At 51.6% G+C, this 16,919-nt stretch carries 6 protein-coding genes and 9 pseudogenes; 5 read left to right on the top strand and 10 right to left on the bottom strand.

Annotated elements, in window-relative coordinates; translation table 11 throughout:
* Positions 1–63 precede the first annotated feature (63 nt).
* Together rpoC and AACL06_RS04040 are read left to right on the top strand one after the other, a co-directional pair.
* Positions 64–4,290 (top strand): DNA-directed RNA polymerase subunit beta', encoded by a 4,227-nt coding sequence (gene rpoC / locus AACL06_RS04045; protein WP_339038017.1) that lies wholly within the window; start codon positions 64–66, stop codon positions 4,288–4,290.
* 229 nt (positions 4,291–4,519) lie between these two features.
* Positions 4,520–4,965 (top strand): annotated as a pseudogene (locus AACL06_RS04040) (transposase); the annotation flags it as partial.
* Positions 4,966–5,089: 124 nt separating this feature from the next.
* On the opposite strand, the pseudogene AACL06_RS04035 reads toward AACL06_RS04040, so the two are convergent.
* The 8 genes and pseudogenes from AACL06_RS04035 to AACL06_RS04000 all read right to left on the bottom strand — a co-directional run.
* A pseudogene (locus AACL06_RS04035) lies at positions 5,090–5,991 on the bottom strand (IS5 family transposase); the annotation flags it as partial.
* A complete protein-coding gene (locus tag AACL06_RS04030; RefSeq protein WP_339038015.1) occupies positions 5,924–6,085 on the bottom strand; it encodes a hypothetical protein in 162 nt (53 codons plus the stop codon). The pseudogene AACL06_RS04035 and the gene AACL06_RS04030, both read right to left, overlap by 68 nt.
* A gap of 84 nt (positions 6,086–6,169) precedes the next feature.
* Positions 6,170–6,321: pseudogene (locus AACL06_RS04025) on the bottom strand (IS256 family transposase); the annotation flags it as partial.
* A 153-nt stretch (positions 6,322–6,474) separates the two neighbouring features.
* A complete protein-coding gene (gene accC, locus AACL06_RS04020) occupies positions 6,475–7,815 on the bottom strand; it encodes an acetyl-CoA carboxylase biotin carboxylase subunit (RefSeq protein WP_339038012.1) in 1,341 nt (446 codons plus the stop codon).
* 11 nt (positions 7,816–7,826) lie between these two features.
* A complete protein-coding gene (gene accB, locus AACL06_RS04015; RefSeq protein ID WP_339038010.1) occupies positions 7,827–8,285 on the bottom strand; it encodes an acetyl-CoA carboxylase biotin carboxyl carrier protein in 459 nt (152 codons plus the stop codon).
* Positions 8,286–8,318: 33 nt separating this feature from the next.
* The gene (aroQ, locus tag AACL06_RS04010) at positions 8,319–8,771 is read right to left on the bottom strand and encodes a type II 3-dehydroquinate dehydratase (protein WP_339038008.1); all 453 of its coding nucleotides are present in this window, start codon (positions 8,769–8,771) and stop codon (positions 8,319–8,321) included.
* A gap of 274 nt (positions 8,772–9,045) precedes the next feature.
* Positions 9,046–9,948: pseudogene (locus AACL06_RS04005) on the bottom strand (IS5 family transposase).
* The gene (locus AACL06_RS04000; protein WP_339038005.1) at positions 9,881–10,042 is read right to left on the bottom strand and encodes a hypothetical protein; all 162 of its coding nucleotides are present in this window, start codon (positions 10,040–10,042) and stop codon (positions 9,881–9,883) included. The pseudogene AACL06_RS04005 and the gene AACL06_RS04000 overlap by 68 nt, the downstream one beginning before the upstream one ends.
* A 26-nt stretch (positions 10,043–10,068) precedes the next feature.
* Between AACL06_RS04000 and AACL06_RS03995 the strand changes: the two are divergent.
* Both AACL06_RS03995 and AACL06_RS03990 read left to right on the top strand, forming a co-directional pair.
* Positions 10,069–11,942, top strand: a pseudogene (locus AACL06_RS03995) (bifunctional 5-dehydro-2-deoxygluconokinase/5-dehydro-2-deoxyphosphogluconate aldolase).
* A gap of 246 nt (positions 11,943–12,188) precedes the next feature.
* A pseudogene (locus AACL06_RS03990) lies at positions 12,189–13,019 on the top strand (MurR/RpiR family transcriptional regulator).
* A gap of 126 nt (positions 13,020–13,145) precedes the next feature.
* Here AACL06_RS03990 and iolB read toward each other — a convergent pair.
* Positions 13,146–13,919 (bottom strand): annotated as a pseudogene (iolB, locus tag AACL06_RS03985) (5-deoxy-glucuronate isomerase).
* Positions 13,920–14,055: 136 nt separating this feature from the next.
* A pseudogene (locus AACL06_RS03980) lies at positions 14,056–15,506 on the bottom strand (CoA-acylating methylmalonate-semialdehyde dehydrogenase).
* Between the two features lie 602 nt (positions 15,507–16,108).
* On the opposite strand from AACL06_RS03980, the pseudogene AACL06_RS03975 reads away from it, so the two are divergent.
* Positions 16,109–16,752, top strand: a pseudogene (locus AACL06_RS03975) (MFS transporter); the annotation flags it as partial.
* Positions 16,753–16,919: the final 167 nt, after the last annotated feature.

Genomic DNA, 16,919 nt, shown 5'->3' with positions numbered 1-16,919 from the left:
TCACACGGGTATCTACTGCGGTTGTGGATACCCAACAGGTTTAACTCCGACAGGAGCCAATCCGTGAAAGACTTATTGAAGTTTTTAAAAGCGCAAACTAAGACCGAAGAGTTTGATGCGATCAAGATTGCTCTGGCCTCACCAGACATTATCCGTTCATGGTCGTTCGGTGAAGTTAAAAAGCCGGAAACCATTAACTACCGTACGTTCAAACCTGAGCGTGACGGCCTTTTCTGCGCCCGTATCTTTGGGCCGGTAAAAGACTACGAGTGTCTGTGCGGTAAGTACAAGCGCCTAAAACACCGCGGTGTAATCTGTGAGAAGTGCGGCGTTGAAGTGACCCAAACCAAAGTGCGCCGTGAGCGCATGGGCCACATTGAGCTAGCTTCGCCGACTGCGCACATCTGGTTCCTGAAATCGCTGCCTTCGCGCATCGGTTTACTGCTGGATATGCCGCTGCGTGATATCGAACGCGTGCTGTACTTCGAATCCTACGTGGTGGTTGAAGGCGGCATGACCAACCTTGAGCGCCGTCAGATCTTGACTGAAGAGCAATATCTGGATGCGCTGGAAGAGTTCGGCGACGAATTTGACGCCAGAATGGGTGCCGAGGCTATTCAGGCCCTGTTGAAAAACATGGATCTGGAAGTCGAGTGCGAGCAACTGCGTGAAGATTTAAACGAAACCAACTCCGAAACCAAGCGCAAAAAGCTGACCAAGCGTATTAAGTTGCTGGAAGCGTTCGTGGAGTCTGGCAACAAACCGGAGTGGATGATCCTGACCGTGCTGCCGGTACTGCCGCCAGACTTGCGGCCACTTGTTCCGCTGGATGGAGGTCGTTTCGCGACATCAGATCTTAACGATCTGTACCGCCGCGTGATCAACCGTAACAACCGTCTGAAACGCCTGCTGGATCTGGCTGCGCCTGACATCATTGTGCGCAACGAAAAGCGTATGCTGCAAGAAGCGGTAGATGCCCTGCTAGATAACGGCCGTCGCGGTCGTGCGATTACCGGTTCTAACAAACGTCCTCTGAAATCTTTGGCCGATATGATCAAAGGTAAGCAGGGTCGTTTCCGTCAGAACCTGTTGGGTAAACGTGTTGACTACTCTGGCCGTTCTGTCATCACCGTCGGTCCCTACCTGCGTCTGCATCAGTGCGGCCTGCCGAAGAAAATGGCGCTGGAGCTGTTCAAACCGTTCATCTACGGTAAGCTGGAGCTGCGTGGCTTAGCCACCACCATCAAAGCCGCCAAGAAAATGGTTGAGCGTGAAGAGGCTGTAGTTTGGGATATCCTGGACGAAGTGATCCGCGAACACCCGGTATTGCTGAACCGTGCACCAACCCTGCACCGTCTGGGTATCCAGGCGTTTGAACCTGTTCTGATCGAAGGCAAAGCGATCCAACTGCATCCGCTGGTTTGTGCGGCATATAACGCCGACTTCGATGGTGACCAGATGGCTGTTCACGTACCGCTGACGCTAGAAGCCCAGTTAGAAGCGCGTGCGCTGATGATGTCTACCAACAACATCCTGTCACCCGCGAACGGCGAGCCAATCATCGTTCCTTCGCAAGACGTGGTATTGGGTCTGTACTATATGACCCGCGACTGTGTTAACGCCAAAGGCGAAGGCATGGTGCTAAATGGTTCGAAAGAAGCTGAGCGTGTTTACCGCGCCGGTCTGGCGTCACTGCATGCGCGGGTTAAAGTGCGTATTACCGAAGACGTCAAAACCGCCGAAGGCGAATGGACGACACAGACCAACATCGTGGATACCACTATTGGTCGAGCTATCCTGTGGATGATCGTGCCAAAAGGTCTGCCATACTTGATCGTTAACCAGACTCTGGGCAAGAAAGCGATTTCCAAGATGCTGAACACCTGTTACCGCATCTTGGGTCTTAAGCCGACCGTTATCTTTGCTGACCAGATAATGTACACCGGTTTTGCCTATGCGGCTCGCTCTGGTGCTTCAGTGGGTATCGATGATATGGTTATTCCGGCTAAGAAAGCGGAGATCATCGAAGAGGCAGAAACCGAAGTTGCCGAGATCCAGGAGCAGTTCCAGTCTGGTCTGGTTACTGCGGGTGAACGCTACAACAAAGTGATCGATATTTGGGCTGCGGCGAACGAGCGTGTTGCGAAAGCGATGATGGAAAACCTATCGGTCGAAGAAGTAGTTAACCGTGATGGCGTGGTGGAACAGCAAGTTTCTTTCAACAGCATCTTTATGATGGCTGATTCCGGTGCGCGTGGCTCTGCTGCTCAGATCCGTCAGTTAGCTGGTATGCGTGGCCTGATGGCGAAACCGGACGGCTCGATCATTGAAACGCCAATCACCGCCAACTTCCGTGAAGGTCTGAACGTACTCCAGTACTTCATCTCGACGCACGGTGCGCGTAAAGGCTTGGCGGATACCGCACTGAAAACCGCTAACTCTGGTTATTTGACTCGTCGTCTGGTAGACGTTGCACAGGACCTGGTGGTAACTGAAGATGACTGCGGTACGCACAACGGCATCCTGATGACGCCGGTTATTGAAGGTGGCGATGTTAAAGAGCCACTGCGTGAACGCGTTCTGGGTCGTGTAACAGCGGAAGATATCATCAAGCCGGGTACGGCTGATATTTTGGTGCCACGCAATACCCTATTGAATGAGAAGACTTGTGATCTGTTGGAAGAGAGCTCTGTCGATAGCGTTAAAGTTCGTTCAGTAGTGAGCTGCGAAACTGACTTTGGTGTGTGTGCCAACTGCTATGGTCGTGACTTGGCGCGTGGTCACATCATCAACAAGGGCGAAGCCATCGGCGTTATCGCGGCACAATCCATCGGTGAGCCGGGTACCCAGTTGACGATGCGTACTTTCCACATCGGTGGTGCGGCATCACGTGCGGCAGCAGAGTCCAGCATTCAGGTTAAGAATAGAGGTAGTCTGAAGCTGAACAATGTTAAGTTCGTTATGAATGCAGCGGGAAAGCTGGTGATTACTTCTCGTAATACCGAGTTGAAGCTGATCGACAAGTTTGGCCGTACCAAAGAAAGCTACAAAGTGCCTTACGGTGCAGTGATGGGCAAAGGTGACGGTGAAGAAGTTAATGGCGGCAAAACGGTGGCTAACTGGGATCCACACACTATGCCAGTTATCAGTGAAGTGAGTGGTTTCATTCGTTTCGCTGACATGGTTGACGGCCAGACCATTACTCGCCAGACCGACGAACTGACCGGTTTGTCTTCCCTGGTAGTGTTTGATAGCTCAGAGCGTACCGGTAGCGGTAAAGATTTGCGTCCGGCGCTGAAAATCGTTGATGCCAAAGGCGAAGACGTGTTGATCCCAGGTACTGATATGCCTGCTCAATACTTCCTGCCAGGCAAAGCGATTGTGCAACTAGAAGACGGCATTCAGATCGGTGCGGGTGATACCTTGGCGCGTATTCCTCAAGAATCCGGCGGTACTAAAGATATCACCGGTGGTCTGCCACGCGTTGCGGACTTGTTCGAAGCACGTCGTCCGAAAGAGTCGGCAATCCTGGCTGAAATCAGCGGGATTATCTCGTTCGGTAAAGAGACCAAAGGCAAACGTCGGCTGGTAATTTCTCCGCTGGATGGTAGCGATGCTTACGAAGAGATGATCCCGAAATGGCGTCAGCTCAACGTATTTGAAGGGGAAATTGTAGAACGTGGTGACGTTGTTTCCGACGGCCCAGAGTCTCCGCACGACATTCTGCGCTTGCGTGGTGTGAATGCTGTTACCCGCTATATCACTAACGAAGTGCAGGAAGTTTACCGTCTACAAGGTGTTAAGATTAACGATAAACATATCGAAGTTATCGTTCGTCAGATGCTGCGTAAAGGCACCATTGTCAGTGCGGGGGGGAGCGAATTCCTGGAAGGCGAGCAAGCTGAAGTTTCACGCGTTAAGATTGCCAACAGTCAGCTTGAAGCTGAAGGTAAGATCCCGGCAACCTTCTCACGTGACTTGTTGGGTATCACCAAGGCTTCCCTGGCGACCGAATCCTTCATTTCTGCAGCATCGTTCCAGGAAACGACGCGCGTTCTTACCGAAGCGGCGGTTGCTGGCAAGCGTGATGAACTGCGTGGTCTGAAAGAGAACGTCATCGTGGGCCGTCTGATCCCAGCCGGTACGGGTTACGCTTATCATCAGGATCGTATGCGTCGTCGTGCGCAGGATGAAACACCGATTGTTCCGCAGGTCAGCGCGGAAGAAGCAACAGCCAACCTGGCTGAACTACTCAATGCAGGCAATCTAGGCGGCGGAAACGACGAGTAACCGCCGCATGCATGGCACCGACTGGACTGATAAGCCGCACCTTTAGCGCTGAGGATCCCCAGAAATCCCTCATTAATAGATCAGCACCATACTTCGGTATGTTTTATATAGATGGATGAGGATAGCTATCAGCTCTATCCGCCTTACTAATAGCGGAGAGTGTCGTAAGACATTATCCGCTAATGCCAGCTTTAATCTATTCAATCCAACATCAAAAACAGGTTAGTTTATGGACGAAAAACAGTTTCAGGCTCTGGCTAACGAATTGGCCAAAAATCTCAAAACCCCTGAGGAACTCAACCAGTTCGATCGGCTGCTGAAAAAAATCAGTCCAAGATCGGCTCTTATGCCCGCAACGGCTATTCCACCAAAACCGTTACCACTGGCGATGGCCCGCTGGAGCTGCGTACTCCGCGCGATCGTGACGGTTCCTTTGAACCGCAGCTGGTGAAGAAAAACCTCACCGATGTCGTCATAGAGCCGGTTGTCAAATGGCAAAACCGACCACTGGATGCAGTCTATCCGACTGTTGATCTTAACTGTATCCTACTGAAAGTCCGGCAGGACAGCCGCATCATCAACAAATCCGTGTTCTCCGCGCTGGGCATTTGGCTGGCCTAAAATGAAGGCGCGAAGTTCTGGCTGAACGTGCTGAAAGAGCTAAAAACTGCGGGCTGAACGGACATTTTCATCGCATGCGTTAACGGCCTGAAAGGCTTCCCCGATGGGCGTTGTTGAATAAATCAGATTTGGAATAAAAGAGTCCCCTGAATGGGCATCTTTCAGGCAAGGCGTACACTTTCGGCATACCGGCGAGCGTCATCTTGTTTAATGCACAGATCATGGCCAGCGCCTCTACAACTTGCCCATCATAATCTCGCAGCGACAGGTGACCACCAAATAGCTGTTTTACTCTATACCTCGCTGTTGCCGCTATCGAACGTCGGTGGTAGCCTGTGATAATTTTCCACCGTGTGTTGTCTCTGGTAAGGCACTGGTTCGCTACCGCTTGATTTCGCTCTGCATAGTCTGCCGACTAATAACGGGCTCCGCTGCTGGGCGGTATTAACGCCTTGAGCTTCTTGCCCCTTAACTCATCATGACTCACTCGCGTATCCTAAGCCCGATCCGCCGAGGCGACTTTGATTTTACGGTACCTCTGACGGATGAGACCTGGGAAGGCTTCGGTATCGGTGACATTGCTCAAAGAAAGGTCAGCACAGATGACCTCATGTGTTTCTGTATCTACGGCCAAATGCATTTTTTGCCAGATCCGCCGTTTTTCCTGACCGTGTTTTTTGCCATCCACTCACCTTCACCCAACACGTTGAGCCCGCTAAAGTCGATAACGAGGTACGCAATTTCACCCGGCGTTGGGGTTTTAAACGGGACATGGCCGGACTTTGCCCGCTTACTGATGCAGGTGTCGTCCGGGCAGTTCAACGGCACTTTGATCAGTGTGATAATGGAATCGACGAAGCCCTGGAGGGCGCGAAGTGTCAGGCCGAAAATCCGTTTCAGCATCAATACGCTGGTGATTGCCATTACGCTGGTCATTTCCATATAGGAATAATGTTGTCGGCGACCACGCAGAGAAGGTTTTGCCTCGCAGTACCAGGCGTGAAGTGCCGTTTCATCCACCGAGAAAGTGAGTGAGCCCCGAGTGATAATGGCGTTGTTGTAAGCCTTCCAGTTGGTGATGTTGAACTTTTGCTGGGCCACGGAATGTCGCTATTTTGACAGAAGGAGAGTGATCTGATCCTCGTGCCGGCCAAAAGTTCGATTTATTCAACAAAGCCCCGCTGATGTTCAAAAGAGCTGTTGCGCTCCCGAGGCGTGGCCAGTTAAAAGCGCCTGTGAGTGTTTTGATTGTTTATTTTGTCGAACCGTTTTTACGGTTGGCTTCAAGGTTGTGAGCTAGATGGGAGTCACGTTCAGCGGCCAAAGCAGCTTCCATCAACGGCTAGATTAACGGAGTTAAAATACCATCTTTGCCCGTCAAGGCCTGACCATATCCTGACGTACTTTCAGGGCGTTATCGAAATTGAAGGGTTAGGATATGTGTCATTCCTTTTTGATTATATATTGACTTGAATGACACAGAATTTCTAACACTCCAACCGTTTAACGTTCCCCCATCTAATTTTGGGGGATACAATCAACCGGCCTTCTGTCTTCAGTTTCCTATAGGTTTAACTTTTTCTCCAAATAGTGGATGTTGGTGCCACCATGCTGGAAGTTTTCATCGTTCATGATCTTTTGCTGCAACTTAATGTTGGTTTTGATGCCATCAATGATCAACTCGGCCAGCGCATTCTTCATGCGGGAAATTGCCACATCTCGGTTTTCACCGTAAGTGATCAGCTTACCGATCATGGAGTCATAGTACGGTGGCACCGTATAGCCAGCGTAGATATGAGACTCCCAACGCACGCCGAAACCACCTGGCACATGGAAACGAGTGATCTTGCCTGGGCTTGGCAGCAAAGTATTTGGATCTTCGGCGTTGATACGGCATTCCACCGCGTGGCCATGGATCTTCACATCGTGTTGTTTGATCGATAGAGGCAGACCGGCAGCAATGCGTAACTGCTCTTTGATCAGATCCACACCGGTGATCATCTCAGTAACCGGATGTTCAACTTGAATACGGGTGTTCATTTCGATGAAATAGAACTCGCCGTTTTCATACAGAAACTCAAAAGTACCTGCACCCCGGTAGCCGATTTCCACGCAGGCTTTCGAGCAACGTTCGCCGATATAACGGCGCATGTCGCTAGTGATACCTGGTGCTGGTGCCTCTTCTACCACTTTCTGGTGGCGGCGCTGCATGGAACAATCACGCTCAGCCAGATAGATAGCGTTGCCCTGGCCGTCAGCCAATACCTGAATTTCAATATGGCGTGGGTTCTCCAGGTATTTTTCCATATAAACCATTTCGTTGTTGAAAGCCGCTTTGGCTTCTGCTTTCGTCATGTTAATAGACTGCTCAAGGTCTTTATCGCTGTGCACAACGCGCATGCCACGGCCGCCACCACCGCCGGATGCCTTGGTGATCACCGGGTAACCAATACGTTTGGCAAAGGCGTGGTTTTTATCCATATCGTCGGTCAGCGGGCCATCGGAACCAGGCAGACAAGGTACCCCGGCTTTCTTCATGGCACTGATCGCAGAAACCTTATCGCCCATCAGGCGGATAGTTTCCGCTTTTGGGCCAATAAAGATAAAGCCTGAGCGTTCAACCTGCTCGGCGAAGTCGGCATTCTCGGACAGGAAGCCATAGCCAGGGTGGATCGCCACTGCACCGGTGATTTCCGCCGCAGAGATGATAGCCGGGATGTTTAAGTAACTTTTTACCGATTGTGCCGGGCCGATACACACGGTCTCATCAGCCAGCAGTACGTGTTTCAGATCGCGGTCGGCTATGGAGTGAACTGCCACGGTCTTGATGCCCAGCTCTTTACAGGCACGCAAAATACGTAGTGCTATCTCGCCACGGTTGGCGATAACAATTTTATCAAGCATGAAACGCCTCGTTATTCGATGACGACCAGTGGCTCGTCATATTCAACCGGCTGGCCGCTTTCCACCAGAATAGCTTTAACAACACCAGATTTATCTGCCTCGATCTGGTTCATCATTTTCATTGCTTCAACGATGCACAGCGTATCGCCGACATTCACGCTCTGGCCAACTTCCACAAAGGCTTTCGCGTCGGGGCTTGGCGTGCGGTAGAAGGTACCAACCATAGGGGAGCGAACGATATGACCACTCATCAACGCAGGGGGTTCTGCACCTGACACGCTGCCTATTGTTGCAGCCAGAGCTGGCTGTTGCTGTGCCGGTAGTGCATATGCCTTCTGCATCATTGGGTAAGCCTGCGCTGGTGCGGCACGGCTGATGCGAACGGATTCTTCGCCTTCAGAGATTTCCAGTTCATAAATGCCTGATTCTTCAACCAGTTCGATCAGTTTCTTGATTTTACGAATATCCATGAGTGTGATTCCGTACTCTTTTTGTGTAGCAATTTAGTGGGTATTTGACAGACAGTTAACCGCTGCCTGTAAAGCAAAAGTGTAGCCATTTGCACCCAGCCCACAGATCACGCCTACCGCTACGTCAGAGAGGTAAGAGTAATGGCGGAAAGGCTCACGAGCGTGCACGTTGGACAGATGGATCTCGATAAAGGGGATCTGCACCGCCAGCAATGCATCGCGTAGCGCCACACTGGTGTGCGTGAACGCAGCCGGGTTGATCAAAATGAAATCCGTGTTGCCGCGTGCCTGATGAATGCGATCGATCAGCAGAGACTCGGCGTTGGATTGCAGATGACTCAGTATTATATCCAGTGCGGACGCCTGGTTTTCTAATTCATTAACAATCTCTGCTAGTGTTGTGCTGCCGTACTTCTCTGGCTCACGCGTCCCCAACAGATTCAGATTGGGGCCGTTTAGAAGCAAAATGTGAGAATTATTCGACATTGTGCTGGTATCTCCGGCAATAAAACCAACATCGTAGAAAATAACCCGATGTCACCGATTTGTCATCTATCTGTTAAGGGGGGAATTTTCTCTTAGAACAGGATCAAGGTCGGGTATTATAACGATATCGTAGCAATTAGCAGCTGAATACTGATCTTATCAGCGAAGATATTTAAAACCAAGTTAGTCAGTCCAGATAATCATTGTGGGAGTGTAAAGGGGCGTTGTTGAATAAATCGGATTTGAAATAAAGAGTCCCGTGAATGGGCAGCTTTCAGGCAAGGCGTACACTTTCTGGCATACCAGCGAGCGGCATCTTGTTTAATGCACAGATCATGGCCAGCGCCTCTGCAACTTGCCCATCATAATCTCGCAGCGACAGGTGACCACCAAATAGCTGTTTTACTCTATACCTCGCTGTTGCCGCTATCGAACGTCGGTGGTAGCCTGTGATACTTTTCCACCGTGTGTTGTCTCTGGTAAGGCGCTGGTTCGCTACCGCTTGATTTCGCTCTGCATAGTCTGCCGACTAATAACGGGCTCCGCTGCTGGGCGGTATTAACGCCTTGAGCTTCTTGCCCCTTAACTCATCATGACTCACTCGCGTATCCTAAGCCAGATCCGCCGAGGCGACTTTGATTTTACGGTACCTCTGACGGATGAGACCTGGGAAGGCTTCGGTATCGGTGACATTGCTCAAAGAAAGGTCAGCACAGATGACCTCATGTGTTTCTGTATCTACGGCCAAATGCAGTTTTCGCCAGATCCACCGTTTTTCCTGACCGTGTTTTTTTGCCATCCACTAGCCTTCACCCAACACGTTGAGCCCGCTAGAGTCGATAACGAGGTACGCAATTTCACCCGGCGTTGCGGTTTTAAACGGGACATGGCCGGACTTTGCCCGCTTACTGATGCAGGTGTCGTCCGTGCAGTTCAACCGCACTTTGATCAGTGTGACAATGGAGTCGACAAAGCCCTGGAGGACGAGAAGTGTCAGGCCGAAAATCCGTTTCAGCATCAATACGCTGGTGATTGCCATATCGGAATAATGTGGTGTGCGACCACGCAGAGAAGGTTTTGCCTCGCAGTACCAGGCGTGAAGTGCCGTTTCATCCCCCCAGCAAGTGAGTGAGCCCCGAGTGATAAGGGCGTTGTTGTAAGCCTTCCAGTTGGTGATGTTGAACTTTTGCTGGGCAACGGAATGTCGCTATTTTGACAGAAGGAGAGTGATCGGATCCTCGTGGCGGCCAAATGTTCGATTTATTCAACAACGCCCTTAATACAGAATGAAACGGGTATGGCTACACAAGAAAAACAGCTTGATGTCATTTATCTCGGGCGTATCGCCATCGATTTCTATGCACAACAGATCGGCACGCGTCTGGAAGAGGCCAGCATATTCTCCAAATATATCGGCGGCCATTCCGGCAATGTGGCCTACGGCACCGCCATCCAGGGTCTGAAGGCCAGTATGCTGGCCCGCGTCGGCGACGAACATATGGGCCGTTTCCTGCGCGAAGAACTACAACGCGTCGGTGCCGATACCCAATGCCTGATCACCGATCCCCAGCACCTTACCGGCCTAGTGATCCTTGGCATTCAAGATCAGGAAACCTTCCTGCTTATTTTCTACCGTGAAAACTGCGTGGATATGGCGTTGAAGCCGGACGATATCGACGAATCCTTCATAGCGTCTTCGCGTGCGCTATCCATTACCGGCACCCATCTTTGACATCAGAATACCCGCGCTACGGTATTGAAGGCGTTGTAATACGCCAGTCGCCATGGCCTGCTCACTGTGCTGGATATCGACTACCGGCCGGTACTGTGGGGCCTAACGTCGCTGTGTGATGGTAAAACCCGCTTTGTCGAGTCAGCAAAGGTGACCCGCGAACTGCAGTATGTAATGCATCACTTTTATTTGATTGTCGGCACCGAAGAAGATTTTCATATTGTCGGCGGCAGCATCGACACCCTGAGCGCACTGACAAACGTGCGTAAAGCAACCCAGGCCACGCTGGTCTGTAAACGTGGAGTAGAGCAGTTCGGTATTGAAAGGTGAGATCGCCACCGACTGGCTGCAGGTAAAACTGCATGCCGGTGTACGCGTTGAGGTGCTGAACGTGCTGGGCACAGGCGATACCTTTATTTCCGGCTTGCTTCGCTGCCATCTTAACGATGAAGGCTGGGATCAGGCCTGACACTATGCCAATGCCTGCGGCGCATTAGTCGTTTCGCGCAATGGCTGCGCCCCGGCAATGCCCAGTAAGCAGGAACTGGATGACTATCTGCAACGCGAACAGGAAGCGCAACGCCCGGACTGCGATGAGCGGCTTAACCATCTGCACCGGGTCACCACCCGTAAGCAGCAGTGGCCGGAACTGTGCGTATTCGCATTCGATCACCGCAAACAACTGGTGGATATGGCGCGAGAAGCCAACGTCAGCGAAGAACGCATCCCCGTACTAAAAACCCTGCTGCTGACAGCGGCGCAACAAGCCGCAGAGGCAGCAGGGCTGCGGGGCAACAGCGGCATTATGGCGGATACCACCTATGGTCAGGCGGCGTTGCACGCGATCACCGGCCAGGGCTAGTGGATCGGTCGGCCGGTCGAGCTGCCTGAGTCACGTACACTGCGGCTGGAGCACGGCAATATCAGCTCGCAGCTTATCGACTAGCCTCAGGAACATGTAGTGAAATGCCTGGTGTTTTACCACCCATATGACGTCGCCGAACTGCGCCGCAAACAGGATGGATTGATTAGCGAGGTATATCGCGGTTGCTGCAAGTCCGGTCATGAACTGCTGCTGGAGGTTATCCTGCCGGGAAAGTAACGCCGATAAAGACGAAGGTTACTATCTGGATATGTTGCAGCACTTTTATCTGTTAGTTATTAAGCCGGACTGGTGGAAATTGCCTCCGTTGAGCGCCGAGAACTGGTAGCAGGTCGGTGCTTTGATCGACGCTAACTATCCGTTCTGCCGTGGGGTGTTGATCCTGGGGCAGGATGCGTCGGAAGAAACGTTGAAAGCCAGTTTCGCGGCTGCTGTAGAGGCTCGCTGGGTAAAAGGTTTTGCGGTCGGCCGCACCATATTTGGGCAGCTTTCACGCCGCTAGCTGCAGGGAGAGCTGGATGATGCTGCTTTAATCGAGCAGGTGAAACAAAATTAACTGACGCTGATTGGTTTCTGGCGTCAATACCGCCCTACGCCTCATCAGCCATGATTGCCGAACCCTCCCATTAAATGGCTTTTCGCCGCTTTAAGGGGATTTTTTGTCTGTTTTCTTTGAAGTAACGCTACTTGAAATCTAATCAATCGCTTTTTGGTGAAATGAAATTTCTAATCCATCTGTTAGAATGACCTGTTAATAACTCAGGCGTTAGGCGGATACGCCTTAGCCCACACTGCGAGCCGAATGGATGAAAACCCAACTCAACTTTCGCTGTTACAGGACGAGATCCGCCATCGCTATGAAACACTGAGCAAGCGTTTGAAACAGGTGGCGCGTTACATGTTGGATAACAGTAATAGCATTGCTTTCGATACCATCGCCTCCATAGCCGTGCAGGCCAGCGTCCCACCCTCTACCCTGATCCGCTTCGCCAACAACTTTGGCTTTAGCGGCTTCAACGAAATGAAACAGGTTTTTCGCCAGCACCTGATGGAAGAAACGGTCAACTACACCGAACGTGCGCGCCTGTTTCGTCGAACCTCTACCGACGGACACGTCATACCGGAAAAGCCGGCGGAAATTATTAATGTTTTCAATATGATCAATTCCTAGTCATTGCACCAATTGGTGATGCAAACCAGCTCCGAGCAGTTGGATCCGGCGGTTGAGTTGCTGAACAACGCCAAGAATATCTACGTGATTGGTTTGCGCCGTTTATTCAGCGTCGCTTCCTACCTCACCTATGCGTTGCTCCATCTGGAGCGCCGGGCGTTCCTGATTGACGGACTGGGCGGCATGTTTACCGAACAGCTCAGCATGGTGAAGCTGAATGACGTGGTGATCGCCATCAGCTATTCGCCGTACGCGCAGGAACTGGTGGAATGGGGTGCCAAGTACGGTTTGCAGCAGATCGCCATTACCGACAGCCAGGTCAGTCGGCTGTCCACCTTCAGCGATGTGTGCTTTGTGGTGCGTGAAGGCCAGGTGGATGGTTTCCGCTCCCAGGTCGCTTCAATGTGTCTGGCGCAGACCCTGGCGGTATCGTTGGCATTGAATAACGCCAAAGAAGAGTAATAAATCATCCTCTCCGCTTTGGCAGAGAGGAGATATAGCGACGTGAAATCATTCACCTCCGACCTTCTCCCCCTGATAGAGTGACGCTCACCTGAGTAACGTCGGAAATATTTAACATCGCAATAATTATTGGGTTGCTGGATAACTGTCGGTGTTAATCCAGGCATGGTCTTTTTCCCAAGTGAATTTCCACCGCCGTACTGGGCCGACCATTACGTTGAGATAATATCTGTCGTAACCGGCTAATGTCGCCACCGGGTGGTAGCAGCGCTGCACCTTGACCACATCGCGGTTAAACACCGACATGCACTCATCCAGTGAGCGATCGTCGGTATATACCCGCTGCGTGCAAAAACCTTGCTCTGGCTGGATACGGTGATAATATGTCTCTTCCAGATAGATTTCATTCTGCGAGTCTTCCTGGTCATGTTTGTGGCTGGGATACAAGCTGGTATTGCCTTCATCCGTATAAACCTACACTACCAGCAGGCTGTCGGCCGGTTCGCTGTCCGGCAAAATATTGTGCACCAGACGCCGGTTACGCTCTTTGCCACGATATTCAACGCCGACCTCCGCCGGGGTGATCAAGCGTGACGGCAGGTGCCCATTTCCTGGTGCGCTGCAGACCGCCAATTCCAAGGCGCCTTCCGCTCGTACTTCAATCTTGTCGTGATGCGGCACGTCTACCGCGTAAGGCGGTATGCGCTCAAACGGACTCATGCATTTGCCGATTCTTGGGTATTGCGCAGGTAGGGTGGTGAGGGAAGCAGTGCCAGCGACCAATACCGGGCACAGCTCTTTATTGCCGCTTTCCAACGGCAGCGACTGACCAGCCCTAAGGTGATAGACATCAAACCCCACAAAGCGCCAGTCGGCATTTTCTGGGGTGACGTGCTGGATGCGGCCTTGAGTATTTGGCTGCTAACGCTTGGCAAGCAATGAAGACATAGTGATTCTATTGTAAATGGGCTATTCGGTAAAAACGACAACGGCTACTACTCCCATTCTAATCACGTCCCCTGTTGCCTAAAGTGTATTAACCCAGCATCGGCATGCTGTATTCAGACACAGTTTGCTGCCCGGTAGTCCAGCTGGACGGTGGCGGTTTTCATGTGGGTGTAGAAACGTACACCGTCGGTACCATGGACGTTCAGCGCACTGAACACCGAGCGCTTCCAGCCGCCGAAGCTGTGGAATGCCATCGGTACCGGCACCGGCACGTTGACCCTCACCATACCGCCCTGCACTTCCTGCACGAACTGGCGCGCGTAGTGGCCGTTACGGGTAAAGATGGCGCTGCCATTGCCAGATTCATGGCTGTTCACCGTGTCGATGGCAGTCTGGTAGTCAAGCACGTGGACAATGCCCAGCACCGGTCCGAAGATCTCTTCACGATAGATACGCATATTCGGTTTAACGTGGTCAAACAGGGTGCCGCTAACATAGTAACCCTTGGGGTAGCCAGACACCTGATAATTACGGCCGTCGGCCACCAGCGTTGCGCCTTCTTCCACGCCCAGATCGATATAACCCAATACCTTTTTTTGGTGTGCTGAGGAGACCAGCGGCCCCATTTCATTTTCTTCGCCGCCCTGCTGAATGCCCGGGCCAACGCGCAGTTGGGTGATCAACGGTTTTAACCTGGCGATCAGTTTATCAGCCGTGTCGTCACCGACCACCACCACGACTAGTAGCGCCATACAACGTTCGTCTACAGAGCCGAACGCACCGCCCATCAGGGCCTTTACCGTTGCGTCGAGATCGGCATCCGGCATGATGATGGCCTGATTTTTCGCCGCGCCGAAGGCCTGTACCCGCTTACCATGGGCGCTGGCCGTCGTGTAGATATACTCCTCCACGGCGGCCGAACCGACAAAGCTCACCGCCTGAATATGTGAGTCTGTACACAATTGCGCAGCATCTTCGTTAGCGCACGCCGTCAGGTAGGCCAGCCTCTTTGAGTAATTCTGCCATCCGTACTGCAGCCGAAGGTGCCAACGCTTGCGGCTTGAGCACGAAGGTGTTACCGCAGGCCAGTGCGATAGGGAACATCCACATCGGCACCATCACCGGGAAGTTGAACGGGGTGATACCCGCAACCACGCCCAGAGGCTGCATTAGCGAGAAGCTGTCAACGCCGTTGCCGACGTCAGCCGAATACTCTCCCTTGATCAAATGCGGAATACCGCAGGCAAACTCGATCACTTTAATACCGCTGGTCAATTCGCACAGCGCATTGGAGTAAACCTTTCCGTGTTCACTAATGATCAGCGTCGCCAGTTCGTCATGATGCTGTTCCAGAAGCACCTTAAAATTGAACATAATGCGCACCCGGCGCAGTGGTGTGGTGCGCGACCAGTCGGCAAAAATCTGGTGGGCCACGTCAATGGCCTGCTTCACTTCCGTGGCAGTGCTCTGTGTGACACGGCGTTCAACCTTCCCGGTAGCTGGGTTATGCACGTCGACGGTTTGATTGCTGCTGCTCAGTCACACCTGCCCACCAATAAAGTTACCCACGGTTTTCATATCTCACCCTCTTTTAAGGCCGCTGTCGCCAGATCGCCTGCGGCCCTGTCCGCAGGCGGTAGCGTTTTCATCACGCTGCTTGCTGGAGAGGCACACAAGCAGGCTCAATCCTGACCGAATGAAGCAAACTCTATTTCATTGAAAAAAATATTTTAAATAAATTATTTTAGAAAATTTATTTTTAGTACGGGAGGTGGCAGTTTTGCCACGCTTTTATACAATGCCATGACATGTCGGGAAAAAGCCGCCATTCCACTTATCCACAGGCCAGCGGGAATTATCCCTGACTTTTATACAGAAATAGTCAGCCAATCTAGCAATATGACAAAGCCTGACGCAAAGGGATAGCCTGGCAATGCCTGTTGGCTGTTTACGGTTTTTTTGAACTTGATCTAAAAATAAATATTTTATTATTCCCTAATGATGAAATAAATGCTCTCTTTTAGCGAAGATTCATTCGAATACCACCGCCTGGATGACAGGCACGGTTCACACCCTTCCGCCTCGCTCTTCCCTAAAACCTACTGCGTGGATGGAAGCCAGGATAAAAATCGAAGCAAAATATGTCACATCAGCGTAAGCATAATACCGGGTATATACTACGAATTTGCGGTATTGCAGCTCTCGGCGGCATTCTATTCGGTTACGATACTGCCTTGATCTCTGGTGTGAACGATACCCTTAAAACCTATTTTGACCTCAGCTCAATCGAAACTGGCTGGGCAGTTTCCAACATAGTTATTGGCTGTGTCGTTGGCGCTTTTGGTGCCGGGCCGTTGGCTGCGCATTATGGCCGTAAAAAAGCCCTGATGCTGGCGGCGCGGCCCTGGCGACTACCTTCACCTGGTTTATAATTTACCACATCATCGGGGGGTTGGCAGTGGGTATCGCCGCCACCATCTCACCTATGTACATATCGGAAGTCTCACCAAAAGATATGCGTGGTCGTGTGCTCAGCATGCAGCAGTTCGCCATCGTGTTCGGCCAAATTGTGATCTTCTACGTTAACTTCAAAATCGCCAGCGAAGCCTGGCTGGTAGAAATGGGCTGGCGTTGGATGATGGGTTCGGAAGTGATCCCTAGCGTGCTGTTCCTGATGCTGGTGTTTATCATTATAGAATCGCAGCGCTGGAGCGTAATTGTCGGTCGTGACGACGTAATTGTCGGTCGTGAAGATCAGGCTTTGGCGATGTTGACCAAAGTATCCTAGGAGGCAAACATGTTCGATTACAATGTGCCTAAATCAGTGTCCGGTTTTAGTTGACCCTTACAAACAGCCTGCCAGGGGTATCGCCGGGAGCGATACTGGGTCATTTGAAGCACTTTTATTACGAGGCCAGTATTACCTTAGCCTCTAAAAATGCCGATCACCTT

The organism is Serratia symbiotica (Periphyllus acericola) (assembly GCF_964019515.1).
Classification (GTDB): Bacteria; Pseudomonadota; Gammaproteobacteria; order Enterobacterales; family Enterobacteriaceae; genus Serratia; species Serratia symbiotica_D.
Note: the sequence above shows the minus strand (reverse complement) of the source record. Positions and strands in the feature narration are given on the sequence as shown.

Excerpts from the sequence above, each read along its gene's own strand:
- accB (WP_339038010.1), bottom strand. The coding sequence starts at position 8,285 with ATGGATATTCGTAAAATCAAGAAACTGATCGAACTGGTTGAAGAATCA.
- accC (WP_339038012.1), bottom strand. The coding sequence starts at position 7,815 with ATGCTTGATAAAATTGTTATCGCCAACCGTGGCGAGATAGCACTACGT.
- aroQ (WP_339038008.1), bottom strand. The coding sequence starts at position 8,771 with ATGTCGAATAATTCTCACATTTTGCTTCTAAACGGCCCCAATCTGAAT.